The sequence below is a fragment of the Vibrio sp. 1078-1 genome, assembly GCF_033340475.1.
Genome location: NZ_JAWOWM010000001.1, coordinates 291,616 through 305,055, shown reverse-complemented (window position 1 = coordinate 305,055; position 13,440 = coordinate 291,616). Strand labels below are relative to the sequence as shown.

General features: G+C 46.7%; 11 protein-coding genes. 6 read left to right on the top strand and 5 right to left on the bottom strand.

The window, feature by feature from the left end; translation table 11 throughout:
• Positions 1-558: 558 nt before the first annotated feature.
• Complete coding sequence (locus tag R7190_RS01330; protein WP_186585077.1) at positions 559-777, bottom strand: VF530 family DNA-binding protein; 219 nt, start codon at positions 775-777, stop codon at positions 559-561.
• 132 nt (positions 778-909) lie between these two features.
• Between R7190_RS01330 and R7190_RS01325 the strand changes: the two genes are divergently transcribed.
• Positions 910-1,833 carry a LysR family transcriptional regulator gene (locus R7190_RS01325; protein ID WP_158173249.1) on the top strand — a complete coding sequence of 308 codons (924 nt, stop codon included), beginning with the start codon at positions 910-912 and terminating at the stop codon, positions 1,831-1,833.
• Here the strand turns inward: R7190_RS01325 and R7190_RS01320 are convergent.
• Entirely contained in the window at positions 1,830-2,120 is a 291-nt protein-coding gene (locus R7190_RS01320) for a putative quinol monooxygenase (RefSeq protein WP_005374925.1), read from the bottom strand. The genes R7190_RS01325 and R7190_RS01320 overlap by 4 nt on opposite strands.
• 69 nt (positions 2,121-2,189) lie before the next feature.
• Positions 2,190-2,843, bottom strand: coding sequence for an oxygen-insensitive NAD(P)H-dependent nitroreductase NfsB (locus R7190_RS01315; protein WP_005374924.1), 654 nt, complete (start codon positions 2,841-2,843; stop codon positions 2,190-2,192).
• Between the two features lie 167 nt (positions 2,844-3,010).
• Here R7190_RS01315 and R7190_RS01310 point away from each other — a divergent pair, with 167 nt between their 5' ends.
• Both R7190_RS01310 and R7190_RS01305 read left to right on the top strand, forming a co-directional pair.
• A complete protein-coding gene (locus R7190_RS01310) occupies positions 3,011-4,474 on the top strand; it encodes a helix-turn-helix domain-containing protein (protein WP_186585076.1) in 1,464 nt (487 codons plus the stop codon).
• Between the two features lie 129 nt (positions 4,475-4,603).
• A complete protein-coding gene (locus R7190_RS01305; RefSeq protein ID WP_186585075.1) occupies positions 4,604-7,261 on the top strand; it encodes an alpha-amylase family glycosyl hydrolase in 2,658 nt (885 codons plus the stop codon).
• A gap of 83 nt (positions 7,262-7,344) precedes the next feature.
• On the opposite strand, the gene R7190_RS01300 is transcribed toward R7190_RS01305, so the two are convergent.
• A complete protein-coding gene (locus R7190_RS01300; RefSeq protein ID WP_186585074.1) occupies positions 7,345-8,502 on the bottom strand; it encodes a D-alanyl-D-alanine carboxypeptidase family protein in 1,158 nt (385 codons plus the stop codon).
• A 210-nt stretch (positions 8,503-8,712) separates the two neighbouring features.
• Here R7190_RS01300 and R7190_RS01295 point away from each other — a divergent pair, with 210 nt between their 5' ends.
• Positions 8,713-10,008: an alpha/beta fold hydrolase gene (locus R7190_RS01295; protein WP_186585073.1), complete on the top strand. Its 1,296-nt coding sequence runs from the start codon at positions 8,713-8,715 to the stop codon at positions 10,006-10,008.
• 455 nt (positions 10,009-10,463) lie between these two features.
• Positions 10,464-11,444 carry a rhodanese-related sulfurtransferase gene (locus R7190_RS01290; protein WP_005374899.1) on the top strand — a complete coding sequence of 327 codons (981 nt, stop codon included), beginning with the start codon at positions 10,464-10,466 and terminating at the stop codon, positions 11,442-11,444.
• A gap of 68 nt (positions 11,445-11,512) precedes the next feature.
• Here the strand turns inward: R7190_RS01290 and R7190_RS01285 are convergent, their stop codons facing one another.
• Positions 11,513-11,818, bottom strand: a complete 306-nt coding sequence (locus R7190_RS01285) for a DUF6482 family protein (RefSeq protein WP_005374898.1) — start codon at positions 11,816-11,818, stop codon at positions 11,513-11,515.
• A 108-nt stretch (positions 11,819-11,926) separates the two neighbouring features.
• Here R7190_RS01285 and R7190_RS01280 point away from each other — a divergent pair, with 108 nt between their 5' ends.
• Positions 11,927-13,408, top strand: a complete 1,482-nt coding sequence (locus R7190_RS01280) for a cryptochrome/deoxyribodipyrimidine photo-lyase family protein (protein ID WP_017820144.1) — start codon at positions 11,927-11,929, stop codon at positions 13,406-13,408.
• Positions 13,409-13,440: the final 32 nt, after the last annotated feature.

Genomic DNA, 13,440 nt, shown 5'->3' with positions numbered 1-13,440 from the left:
TACTTGCTGCAGACCATAGAACCATGAATAAACTCAATACAATCTGAGGGTAAATTCTGAATCACGCTCGTTCCTCTCGGTTCAGAATAACAGTTCGAGTTTGGCTCTGAGCTCTACAAAACCATCTAAAAAAGCGATTCCAGATAAACCTATGTGACCATCCGGAATCTCGCTTTAGACGCATCAGTAGAGCGACTCTTCTAGCCTACGCGATAAGAAAAGCTGCGTCATTCTAGCGAGCCATAGCGAGACTAAAAATCTACTTACCGCTTGCTGCAGACCATAGTGCCATGAATAAACTCAATACAATCTGAGGGTAGATTCTGAATCACGCTCGTTCCTCGCTGTTCAGAATGACGGTTCGAGTTTGACTCTGACCTCTACAAAACCATCAAAAAAAGCGATTCCAGACGAGCCTATTTGACCATCCGAGATCTCGCTTTAGACGCATCAGCAGAGCGACTCTTCCAGCCTACGCGATAAGAAAAGCTGCGTCATTCTAGCGAGCCAAAGCGAGACTAAGAATCTACTTACCGCTTGCTGCTGACCATAGAGCAGTTAGCAAAACGTCTCGATATACAGCGCTTCGACTTTGTCCCGCGCCCATTGCGTTTTACGCAGGAACTTCAGCGACGATTTGATTGAAGGATCTTTCTTGAAACAGTTCACTCGAACGCGCTCATACAGGCCATTCCAACAAAAGTGTTCAACTAGTCGGGTGACGATTTTTTCTAAACTCAACCCGTGAAGTGGGTTATTCGGCTGCTGTTGGCTCATGCTATTGATCCGGTAAAGTGAAGTTGCGCGCTAATCTAACTCAAACTCGCCATGCAACCTAATGTTTTAACCTTGAATTGGCCTACGACCCTCCCCTATAGTAGCCCAAACTTCTTAAAAGCCCTTTTCATTATGAAAGCCCTCAACGACCTCAATATTTTTGTCGAAACAGCGCGCCAAGGCAGCTTTTCAAAAGCCGCTAACAGCATGGACATGACACCTGCCGCCATTAGCGCATCGATTAAGCGTCTTGAAGGGCAAATCGGTTTCCCACTGTTTGTGCGTTCAACCCGAAGCCTGCGTTTAACCTCAGAGGGCGAACTGTTTTTAGACAAAACCACGCAAGCGTTGGCAACATTGCAAGAGGGGTTGGATCAGATCTCAAGTGCGCGCGGGGAGTTGTCTGGTCAGCTGCACATTACTGCACCCTCCGATTTTGGTCGCAATATGTTGCTCGATTGGGTGGATGAGTTCATCGATCTCTACCCAAATGTTTCCATTAAACTAGAGCTGTCCGATAGCTTGACGGATATGTATACCAAGCCTGTCGATATTGCGATTCGCTACGGCGAACCGGCCGACTCCAATCTGGTCGTATTGGCATTGTGTGGGTCAAACGAACGGATATTATGTGCATCGCCAGAGTACGTAGCTACACATCCAGAACTCACCTCTCCTGCCGATTTAACGCAACACAATTGCTTGTGCTACATGGTCGCGGATTCGGTCTACAACAAATGGACGCTCACGCGTGACGGCGAGAAAGAACAAATCGTGGTCAGCGGTAACTTGTTGAGCAACGATAGTGACTTGCCACACCGGTTAGCGATCAAAGGCAAAGGCATTGCGAATAAATCATTGATGGACATTAGCCGAGACTTAATCGAGGGAAGATTGGTGCGAGTGTTACCAGAGTGGGATTGCGGCCCAGTGCCGCTCTACATGGTATGTGCCGATCGTCGATTATTGACGCCAACGATTCGGACTTTCCGCGACTTTATCCAACAAAAATGCTGCCAGCAACGCGCCAACGTGCTGGCAACCTTCTGTCATTAGGCGATAAATCGAAGAGGACGAATCTGGGTATATTCAACCCAATCATTCTCTTCCAATGTTTCAAGAAACGTCGCCATATGCGGGCTTTGCAAATGCTTATCCAAGGCCTCTTGCGATGCCCAGATTTCTTGGAACATAAATAGGCCATCAACTTTTTCGTCGAGATACAACTCGTATTGGCAACAGCCTTCTTCTTTACGAGTTGGCTCTAGTAAACCAGCAAGCAAATTCACCACCTGATCCTTACTATCTGGATAGGCTTTCACTTCTGCGACTAAGTGGATCATCGTTTTATCACTCTTTTGCGATTTATATATTGATTACGGGGTTCTACGTCACCTGTAAGTAAGCTCGAATTAGATCTCGGTGAATACGGTTTCTGCGTCCCAGCGAGACTTTGGCGTTTTCGCGTTGAAGTCATCTTCCGCGTGGTAGCCAAGCGGCACGATCACAACACTGGTATAACCTTTTTCACGCAAGCCAAATTCTTCATCCAGCACTTTTGGATCAAACCCTTCAATTGGTACTGCATCGATTTCTAACGTCGAAGCACCCAACAGCAACGTACCCACGTTGAGGTAAACTTGTTTCTCCATCCAATGGTTTGCATCTTTCAAATCAAAACGGTGCATGTTCACAAAGTAGCTACGACCACCGCGCACAGCCGCTTTCGCTTCTTCAGTTGGGAATCGACCATCTTTTTCTTCTTGCACCATTAGCGCTTCAATGTAGTCGTTATCAATGCCTGTTTTTGCACAAAACACCAATACGTGAGAAGCGTTGAGAATCTTCGCCGCGTTAAACGCGTAATTCTCTTGCGCCGCTTTAGCGATGCGCTGCTTGCCTTCTTCTGTGCTTGCCAGAATGAAATGCCAAGGCTGGGAGTTCACACTCGATGGACTAAAACGAATCAGCTCTTTAACTGCGTCGATTTTTTCTTGAGGTAGCTTGCGCGTTGGGTCAAACACTTTCGTTGAGTAACGAGATTTTGCAGCTTGTACGATATCCATGAGGTTCTCCAATTAATGAATTTAAGCTGTGTAACAGCATAACCTCATGAGATAAAGGGAAAAACCGATTTCGATTAAAAACATTTTCAAAATAAATTTGAAAATAAAACGATAAGAAAGGCTTTGAGCGTTCTCACTGAACTTCTTCATCTTTTCAGCAATAATGCATGTTTGCTCGCAACCAAACTCAACTCATGCTGCCTCAAGATAACGTTATTACATCCTTTCTGTGCAAAAAGCTCGGTCACAATCACCTTCGAATTGCCGGCGAATATTGGCACATTGAGAAGTTGGTGGCCTTGCAATGCATGATGTTGAAAGAAGCGCCTAACCTCCAAGAAGGGCTGCTTTGGTGGAGCAAAAGTGTCTCATTATTCGACCGCCGTTTGTACGTCACATTGCAACATGGTGATGCCCAAATCCATCTGCAAGTAGAATGCAGAACAGCCGATATGCCAAATTGGGCGGAGTCGGTGTTTGGCTTGCTCAAAATGCAGTTGGAGACGCTTGAGCTAAGCGAATCAATACAAGTACAAGTTCACGCCAACAATCCACTCACGGCCGATATTTTTCTAAAGGAAACGCGAGATTCTAAAACGAGTTCAAGCGTGTTTGAACTGGTGAAACATGTTTATTTGCTACTTTCTCACCAGCCAATTGAACAACCCGAATTGCTGAGTGTTTTGAACGCCTTGTTCATCAAAAACAGCAATTACGCGCTCAAGTTAGAGCAAGCGGCAAGGCAACTGGGCGTCTCCAAACGCACCTTGCAACGTCGACTGCAAGAGAAGCAAATGAGCTACTCTCAATGCGTTGATTTCGCTAAAAGAAAGCAAGCACTCACTTTGCTTGCCGACACCCAACTCACAACGCAGCAAATCGCCTATCAACTTGGTTATGAAGAACCTTCGAACTTTCACCGCACTTTTCGTCGTTGGTATCCGTTTTCACCCATGCAATATCGCCAGCAGTGCTTAGATAACCGCACTCATCTCAACAACCAACCCATCCGCTTGTACTACGCCAAAGCGAATACTTTAGCCGATAACGACATTGACCAACCCGTCGGTAAAATCTGGATGGAAGTGGATAATATTGCGTTTGAGAAAGTGGTCTCGGTAGAATGCCGTGACCGTGATGGCGCATGGCGGCGCTACCCCGCTTTCTTCGAGCGTTTTTTAAGTCATGGCACCGAACTATGGGCAACGACCGAACTTCCGGTAGCGCACCCCCTTACCTTTCGCCTTTGTTATGAAGTCGATGGGGAACGTTACATTGAGAATAACCACCAGCGTGACTATGTGGTCTCCAAGGGGCTTTTAATTGGCGCAACGGAATACATTGTCCCGACAAGACAACTTATCCAACTCGGCACTCAGTACACCTTGTTTGTGGAACTCGCGTGTAGATTAAAAGACGTAGCGAAGATCGATTGCTACGTGGGTGACGCGCCAGCTCTGCACGCAATGAGCCAAACTCAGAATGCAGAAGATTACACATGCTGGGCGCTACAACTTCCCCTCACCCAAACGGCTAAACAGTGTCGATTCCGACTCTATGATCATTCTGGTAATGAGTTAGCCAAAGACCATTACCCGATTCAATACCCAATTGTGCAACCACTCAGTTAAATATGTAGCACAGTTCAAATTCAGCACTTCGTGACATCATTTCACGTCTCTTTTGGCGTGAAATGACACTCTCAATTTCAAACCTTTGATTTATCGTTTCCGCATTGCTGCACAACGGAGACAAAAACCGTGTTTGAAACCTTACCTAACCCTATGAATAAAATAAAAATACTCCCTATAGCGATCGCCCTAGCTCTTTCTGGCTGTGGTAGCGATGAAACTACGCCAACCGATACAGGAAGCCACGTGGCATCTCCTGATTGGCAAGACCAGATCATTTACTTCTTGATGATCGACCGTTTTAACGACGGCGACAACACGCTTAACGATCAAGGTCAGAATGAATACGATCCTACCTCAGACAAGAAATTCAGTGGTGGAGACCTGGTTGGTGTCAGTGACAAACTGGGCTACATCGAAGACCTAGGCGCTACCTCTATCTGGATTACACCGCCAGTGGCAAACCAATGGTGGGATGCCGAGCAAAACTACGGCGGCTACCACGGCTACTGGGCGCGTGATTTCCAAAAAGTGGATGAGCACTTTGGTGACATGGAAAGCTACCAAGCGTTAGCGCGAGAAGTGCACGCTCGTAATATGTTCTTGATTCAAGACATCGTGACCAACCATGTAGGCAACTTCTTCACCTACAATGATCCTTACAGTTATGATCCAAGCCTACCTTGCCAAGGCTTCCGTTTGATTAAAAATGCGCTACCCGCCGGGCAAGAACTGCCGTACCCACTCAACATGAATGAGTGTAAAACAGACGGCACAGGCAGCTACCACTGGACGCCAACCATCACCGACCACAACGATCCAGTACAAGAAAAAACCTGGCAACTGTCGGATCTGGATGACCTAAATACGTCCGATCCTGAAGTACGCGCTTATCTAAAAGAGAGCTACCGAAAATGGATCCGAGAAGTTGGCGTTGACGGTTTCCGTATCGATACCGTGAAGTTTGTAGAGCACGATTTCTGGAACGACTTCCTGCACGCCGACGATGGTGTGATGACTCAAGCGGTTGATACTGGTCGCGATAACTTCCTCACCTTTGGTGAAGTCTTCGAAACATCTACGCCTTACCACACCGAAGGCGAAGAGAAGATGCTGACTTACATCGGTGAAAGTGGCTCGCCGAAACAGCTAACCTCGGTACTGAACTTCCCATTGCAAGCAACCATGACGCGCGTATTTGCATCAGGGCAACCGACCGACTATTTACGTTTCCGTCTTGAGAAGATGATGGAGATGTTCCCGAATCCATACATCATGCCGAACTTCATTGATAATCACGACATGCCACGTTTTCTGTCGCAAGGTAGCGTGAATGACATGAAACAAGCACTGATCACCATGATGAGCGTACCGGGCATTCCTGTGATTTACCAAGGTACAGAGCAAGCGATGCCAGCAGCGCGCGATGCGATGTTTGCTGGCGGTTACCGTGAAGACGGCGACTACGTAGATTCATTCGACCAAAACAGCGAGATGTACTTGTTCATCCAAGAGCTTGCTAAGTTACGTACCGAAAACAAAGTCATGACACGCGGCGAAATGAAAGTCATTGGCAGCGATAAAGCTGGTGCAGGTGTGTTCGCCTTTACCCGCACTTTGGATAACGACGAAGTCTTAGTGGTAATGAACACATCTAACTCCCCAATGTTGATGAACCAACTCGATGTAGAGCAAGCGGGCGGCACCGTTTTCCAACAACAAATCATATCTAACTGGGCAGAAGCTCCAGAACAGTTAATCGCCGATGAAAACGGTCACGTAACCCTTGAGCTACCAGCCAAATCTGCCGTGATTTACTCGAAAACTAACGACATCCAATCGGTAGAGACCCCAGACCTCAACATCCAACTGGCACAGGATTGGGAAGGACAAACCATCACTGATGACATAGTGATTACTGGTACTGCTAACGCAAACGAGAAGTTGAACCTTGTCGTCGACGGTAATCTAAAAACCGCACAAGCGATTACCGTTGGTGCTGACGGTCAATTTAGCGTGACTTTATCTACCCGTCACTTTGCGATTGGCGAACAGCAACACCGCTTCGCGATTTACTCCACTGAGAAAAAAGCAGGCATTGAAGATGTGAACTTTGTGTCGGACTTAAGCTGGTCGAACACGCCAGACGACACTATTGATGACGCAAGTGATGCGCAAGATGGTATGGGCGGTCCTAACGGTAACTACTCGCTACCAACGGATCCAACGTTCGATAAAGATAACAGCCAACTCGCAATCAACAAAGCTGAGGTATTTACCGTCGGCAGTAACGTGCGCTTGACCTTCACCATGGACAAGATCACCGATACTTGGTTGCCGCCAAACGGCTTTGACCACGTTGGTTTCACCATCTTCATTGATTTACCGGAAAAAGCAGCAACCAACCTAACGGAACTACCAAAGATCAACGCTTCTATGCCAAACGGAACATGGAGTCGCAATGCTGTGGTCTTCGGCTGGCAAAGCTCGATTTACAACACTCAAGGGGCAAACGCGACAACATGGGGCGAAGCGGTGACGCCAGCACCAATGGTGACGGTAGATAAAGCCAACAACACCATTTCGATGGACTTTGCGAGTGACGCGCTTGGTCGACCTGATTCACTGGATGGCATTCGATTCTATGTGACAACTTGGGACTTGGATGGATTGTCTGCCACTTACCGTCCACTTGAACAAGACAAAGGTCCTTGGAACTTCTCTGGCGGCGCTTCGGATGAGAGCAAGATTTGGGATGACTTACCAATCATCACCTTGTCGGAATAAACCGTTAAATAAAACACCGCCCAGCGTTTAGCTGGGCGGCCATCAACAAAAAATGCAGAAAGACACTTCTGCTCGTTTTTATTCTAGTTAAAGAACGATTTCACCCACAGCACCAGACTGTCCCAAAGCTGAGCGAACCACGAGCCCTCTTCTACCGCTTGGCTGCTGACCAAGGGATAACTCGCCACGGTACTGTCATCGCTTTTCCAAACGACCTTACCAATCTCATCTCCTTGCGCGATCGGCGCAATCAACGGTTCATTTAACACCACACTCTTATCAAGCCCAGCCGTCATTGAACGAGGCAGAGTGAGATAGGCATCTTTAGCAAAGATCGCCTCAATTTGATTAGCATTTCCCTTCCAAACGCGAACTTTAGACTCAACTTCCCCCTGTTTAGCAACTTGCTTGGTGTCATAAAAGCGAAAACCATAGCTGAGTAGATTCTTCGATTGGCTGATCCTAGCCTGTTTACTTGGCGTACCCATCACCACCGAGATAAGGCGCATTCTTCCTTCTTTGGCCGAGCTCACCAAGCTGTATCCGGCATTGCTGGTGTAGCCGGTTTTGCCCCCGTCGACATCAATGGAATTGTCCCATAACAACTTATTGCGGTTGTACTGCGTAATGTCGTTCCACTTGAAGACTTTCTCGCTGTATAGCGCATACACATCAGGAACATCGCTGATGATCGACTGCATGAGTTTTGCCATATCGGTTGGTGAGGTTTGGATGCCATCACTATCAAGACCATGGGAGTTCACAAAATAGGTGTCTTGCAGTCCTAATTTCTCCGCCCAACCATTCATCAAGGCGACAAAGCCGCGTTCACTGCCTGCAACGTGCTCAGCCAGTGCAACGCACGCGTCATTTCCTGATTGGATGATCACGCCGCGCATTAAGTTCGCAACACTAATTTCATCTTTCGGTTTGATGAACATTTTAGAAGAACCGGGAAACTTGGCCGACCACGCGTTTTCGCTCACGGTGACAACATCATCCCATTTCAAACGCCCCGCTTTGATTTCTTGTCCAACTACATAAGCGGTCATCAACTTGGTTAAACTCGCCGGAGCAAGGCCTGCTCGCCCGTTATGCTCGGCAATAATGGCACCGGATTGAAAGTCCATTAATACGTAACCTTTTGCCTGTAACTGAGGTGGGTTGGGCGTAACAACGGCAAAAGTAGGTACGCTCATTAAACAAGTCACAATTGTCCATCGAGCCAGTGACACTTTCATCCGACTTCCTCCATGCTCTTACTTTGTCGCAACTCTATTGAGCATAGCTCACTCAACCAGTTGCACCAGTCGCTAATCGTTTCATTTTCTTGAACTTACATTGATTTGACCAAGGTATAGAACTGAAGAGGCAATTGGGAAATAGCGTTGGTTCTTCGCGCCATTCGCAGTAAAGTAGCGCTACCCCTCAATAAGGAAATAAAGATAACAATGAACGCTCAATCATTTATCGACGCAGGATTGCATTACACTCCCCACAGTTTTACCGTTCCTCTGGATTACCAAGACGCAAGCAAAGGCACCATTAGAGTCTTCGCCCGTTCGGTTTGCCTAGTTGGCGATGAAGAATCGACCAAACCTTGGTTGGTTTACTTTCAGGGCGGGCCTGGCTTTCCCTCTCCACGTCAAAACGGCAATAATGGCTGGGTAAAACGCGCCCTGCAAGAGTACCGAGTTTTGCTTCTCGACCAGCGCGGTACGGGCAACAGCAGCGTAATTAATCACCAGACGCTTGCTCACCTCACGCCAGAGCAACAAGCAGACTACTTGAGCCACTTCCGAGCGGATAACATCGTGCGCGACGCGGAATACATTCGTGAGCAATTTGGCGTCGAAAAATGGGCGATCTTAGGTCAAAGCTTTGGTGGGTTTTGCTCCCTCACCTATTTGTCTTTGTTCCCAGACAGCTTGCTACAAAGCTACATCACAGGTGGCGTGCCATCAGTCTCGCGTCATGCCGACGATGTGTATGAAGCCACCTTCAAACGCACCATGGAGAAAAACCAAGCGTTCTTCCAACAATTTCCAAGTGCGCAACAACTTTGCCAAAACATTGCGAATCACTTGCTGGAAAATGAAGAGTACCTACCAAATGGTCAACGCTTCACGGTGGAACAATTTCAACAAATCGGCATCAATTTTGGTGTGAGTGATACTTTCTTGCCAACTTACTATTGGCTAGAAAGCGCGTTGATTGAAGTGAACGGCAAACCACAACTTCGCTATGAGTTCTTGAACGATATGTTGGCGCAGCAAAACTTCCAAACCAACCCGATCTACGCCATTTTGCATGAATCGATTTACTGCCAAGGCTTTGCGTCGAGTTGGAGTGCGCACCGTGTTCGCCAAACCCGACCAGAGTTTAATTATGAACTTGGCCAGCCATTTTACTTTACGGGGGAAATGGTCTTCCCGTGGATGTTCGACCAATACGTCAACCTTAAACCACTAAAAGACGCCGCAGAAATATTGGCCGCGAAAGACGATTGGGCTGCGCTGTACGATCAAAATCAACTGGCTCAAAATAAAGTGCCTGTCAGTTGCGCCGTTTACGCCGATGATATGTTTGTTGAAATGGATATCAGCCGAGAGACGCTCGCGTTAATCCCAAATTCAAAAGCGTGGATCACCAACGAGTACGAGCACAACGGTTTGCGTGCCGACGGTGAACGCATTCTCGACAGGCTCATTGCCATGGGTAAACAGACCGCAGCTGCGTTGAAATAAGCAGGACAGACGTTAGAAATACGCCTTTTTAGTATTTGATGAAAAGGCGTTTATAGCGGTTTATGAACAATGGCGATCAGTCATTCACTCTTTGTCCCTAAACCTTTATCCCTCACCACCTCATGTATAAAACTGCGACATGTCCTTTCCTTGTCAATGACTCCGGTGATTACTTGGTGCTTCTTGCGCCTAACTTTTTTGAAGGGCCCAAAACAGCATAAATTTAAACCAAAAGTATCGGCTCCAACCTACCTAACCCACTATAATTAATGCTTATAATTTGAACACATAGCGGCTTCACCTGCGGACATGCTCCCCCTATCAAAGACCGCCAGGCCCCGCCTACTCATAATATCCGTATAATTTGTCCGTATTTCCGACTAGTTTAGTCAGGTATACTTCGTGCCGCTAAAATTTTAAGGTCGTTGACCACCTGTATTTTTAAAGGAAACCTCATGAGTCAGTATGTAGTTTGTGCGCTGTACAAGTTTGTTGAGCTGAATAACTATCAAGAGCTACGCGAGCCATTACTTGCGTTGATGGAAAAACACCATATTCGCGGAACATTACTACTGGCAAGTGAAGGTATCAACGGTACTGTTGCATCTGATCGTGCAGGTATTGATACGCTACTGGAGTGGCTAAACAACGAACCTCGTTTGACTGGCACCGTATACAAAGAGTCGTATTCTGAGACCCAGCCATTCAATCGCACCAAAGTGAAACTGAAAAAAGAGATCGTAACATTAGGTGTTGAAGGTATAGACCCTCGCCACGTGGTGGGTACTTACGTGAAACCTCAAGAGTGGAACGATCTTATTGCTGATCCTGAAGTGTTTGTTGTCGATACACGTAATGATTACGAAATCGAGATCGGGACATTCAAAGGCGCTGTAAACCCAAATACTGAAACCTTTCGTGAATTCCCAGACTATGTAAAAGAAAACATGGACCCGGCAAAACACAAGAAAGTTGCGATGTTCTGTACCGGTGGTATCCGCTGCGAAAAATCAACGGCTTACATGAAAGAACAGGGCTTTGATGAGGTCTACCACCTAGAAGGCGGCATTCTTAAATATCTTGAAGAAGTTCCTCAAGAAGAGAGCATGTGGGAAGGCGATTGTTACGTATTTGACGGTCGTGTTGCAGTGAACCACCAGCTAGAAAAAGCAGATTACGATTTATGTAACGCTTGTCGTCTACCGATCACTGAAGAAGACAAACAGTCAGAATTGTTCGAGCAAGGCGTGAGCTGTCCAAAATGTCACGGCACACACTCAGAAGAACAAATTGCTCGATTCCGCGAGCGTGAAAAACAAGTTGTTCTTGCAGAGCAGCGAGGCGAGCAGCATGTTGGTGGTGAAAGTGCCAAGCAAAGAGAAGCCCGACGTGCCGCTAAGTACGCGCAAAAAGAAGCGCAGCGTAAACAAGACTAAGCCCAACTCTCCTTATATTTAGCGAGCTGCCGTAAGGTGGCTCGCTTTTACTACGCAACAATACTCTTTCAATACAATTTTGTATCCCTCACCAATACCTCTAGTTGATTGTCTCTTTTGCCTTCGGGTAGCCCCACCATTTCATCATAAGCACTTTGATGTACTAAAACCTGCTTATTTGCTTTGATATTCCTGCACTTCTTTTGCATCTCGATCAGGGAATGAGCCCTCAAAAAGATACCGTTGTCATCAGTGATAAATTGCGCTTCTCCATCAATCACGACAGATGCCTGGTACAATGCGAGATCAAGCGAATGAATGACCAATTTGTCTACATAGAAGTATTTTTGTAACTTACTCAATGGTATTGCCATGTGTCACCTCCCTGAAAGTTACCTCTACGTTTTGTAGAATAAAACCGATCATTGGATGAGATTTCTTCGGTTTACTTGCGTACAACATCGGAAACAAAGAGGATTCCGATGCAAACAATCAATGTCGTGTGGTTAAAGCGAGATTTAAGGCTGACTGACCATCAACCACTAACTCAAGCATTATCAACAAAGCACCCAACTGTGCTTTTGTATATTGTTGAACCATTGCTATTGAACAACCCACACTATTCTGAGCGCCACTGGCGATTTGTTTGGCAATCACTGCAAGACATGGATGAAACGCTCAAAGCGTATGGGCATCGAATCACGGTGCTGTTTGACGATGCCTTAGCATGTTTCCAATCAATTCAAGCGCAATATCAAATCAACGCTGTTTTTTCTCACCAAGAAATAGGACTCAACTGCACCTTTGAACGAGACCGACAAGTTGCCGCTTGGCTGTATGAGCAGAACATCGACTGGTTTGAATTCGAACACGGTGCTGTAATCAGAGGTGCAATAAACCGGCAAGGTTGGGACAAACATTGGGACTCTGTCATGAGAGCCTCAATAAGCCCTATTGAGCTCCAAACCGACTTATTGCATTCATTGGATGCAGAAGCTCTCGGCTGTTCGTTTTCGCCACCATCATCCTGGCTATCAAAATGCAAAGGAATGCAAACGGGAGGAAGCCGGCTCGCTTGGAAAACACTAGAGGACTTTTTCCATCGTCGAGGTCGTGATTACTATCGAAGCATTTCTAGTCCCACAGCCTCACGCACAGCCTGTACTCGACTTTCTCCATATCTCGCTTGGGGTAACATATCCTTGCGTGAAGTTTATCAATACCTTTTGAAACACTGGCAAGTCGCTGGGTTTCGTCGCAGCTTAATTGCATTGTCTTCACGGCTTCATTGGCACTGTCACTTCATCCAAAAATTCGAATCGGAATACGACATGGAGTTTTACTGCGTTAATCGGGCTTACGAACCATTGATTAAACAAAGTAGTACTTTCGATGAAGAAAAGTTAGCAGCATGGAAATCCGGGCATACTGGCGTACCTTTGATTGATGCCTGCATGCGCTGTTTGCACCACACTGGTTACATTAACTTTCGCATGCGTGCCATGCTGGTTAGCTTTCTTACTCACCACATGAACATGAATTGGCGAGTAGGTGTAACGCATTTAGCGCAACTGTTTCTCGACTTTGAGCCCGGAATTCATTACCCACAATTCCAAATGCAAGCAGGAGTAACCGGGACTAACACAATCCGTATTTATAATCCGATCAAGCAAGCCCAAGAACATGATCCTGACGGCACGTTCATCTACAAGTGGGTACCTGAATTGCAAATGGTTCCTCCCCCTCTTTTATTCGAGCCTTGGACAATGACCCAGATGGAAGCTGTCATGTATCAGTTGCAGCCAGATAGCCGTTACCTTGCACCTATTATCACACCAGACAACGCAGCTAAGGCAGCAAGAGAGCGCTTATGGACGTGGCGGAAACGAGCCGATGTGAAACAAGAAGGCAGACGAATTCTTGCGCGACATGTTAGACCCTCAAAAGAAAGTAGGACGCGATGATCATCTCTCAATCACAATGCGTACAAATGCAA

Bases quoted from the DNA above. Each gene is read 5' to 3' on its own strand.
- R7190_RS01330 (WP_186585077.1), bottom strand. From the start codon at position 777: ATGAGCCAACAGCAGCCGAATAACCCACTTCACGGGTTGAGTTTAGAA.
- R7190_RS01325 (WP_158173249.1), top strand. From the start codon at position 910: ATGAAAGCCCTCAACGACCTCAATATTTTTGTCGAAACAGCGCGCCAA.
- R7190_RS01320 (WP_005374925.1), bottom strand. From the start codon at position 2,120: ATGATCCACTTAGTCGCAGAAGTGAAAGCCTATCCAGATAGTAAGGAT.
- R7190_RS01315 (WP_005374924.1), bottom strand. From the start codon at position 2,843: ATGGATATCGTACAAGCTGCAAAATCTCGTTACTCAACGAAAGTGTTT.
- R7190_RS01310 (WP_186585076.1), top strand. From the start codon at position 3,011: ATGTTTGCTCGCAACCAAACTCAACTCATGCTGCCTCAAGATAACGTT.
- R7190_RS01300 (WP_186585074.1), bottom strand. From the start codon at position 8,502: ATGAAAGTGTCACTGGCTCGATGGACAATTGTGACTTGTTTAATGAGC.
- R7190_RS01295 (WP_186585073.1), top strand. From the start codon at position 8,713: ATGAACGCTCAATCATTTATCGACGCAGGATTGCATTACACTCCCCAC.
- R7190_RS01290 (WP_005374899.1), top strand. From the start codon at position 10,464: ATGAGTCAGTATGTAGTTTGTGCGCTGTACAAGTTTGTTGAGCTGAAT.
- R7190_RS01285 (WP_005374898.1), bottom strand. From the start codon at position 11,818: ATGGCAATACCATTGAGTAAGTTACAAAAATACTTCTATGTAGACAAA.
- R7190_RS01280 (WP_017820144.1), top strand. From the start codon at position 11,927: ATGCAAACAATCAATGTCGTGTGGTTAAAGCGAGATTTAAGGCTGACT.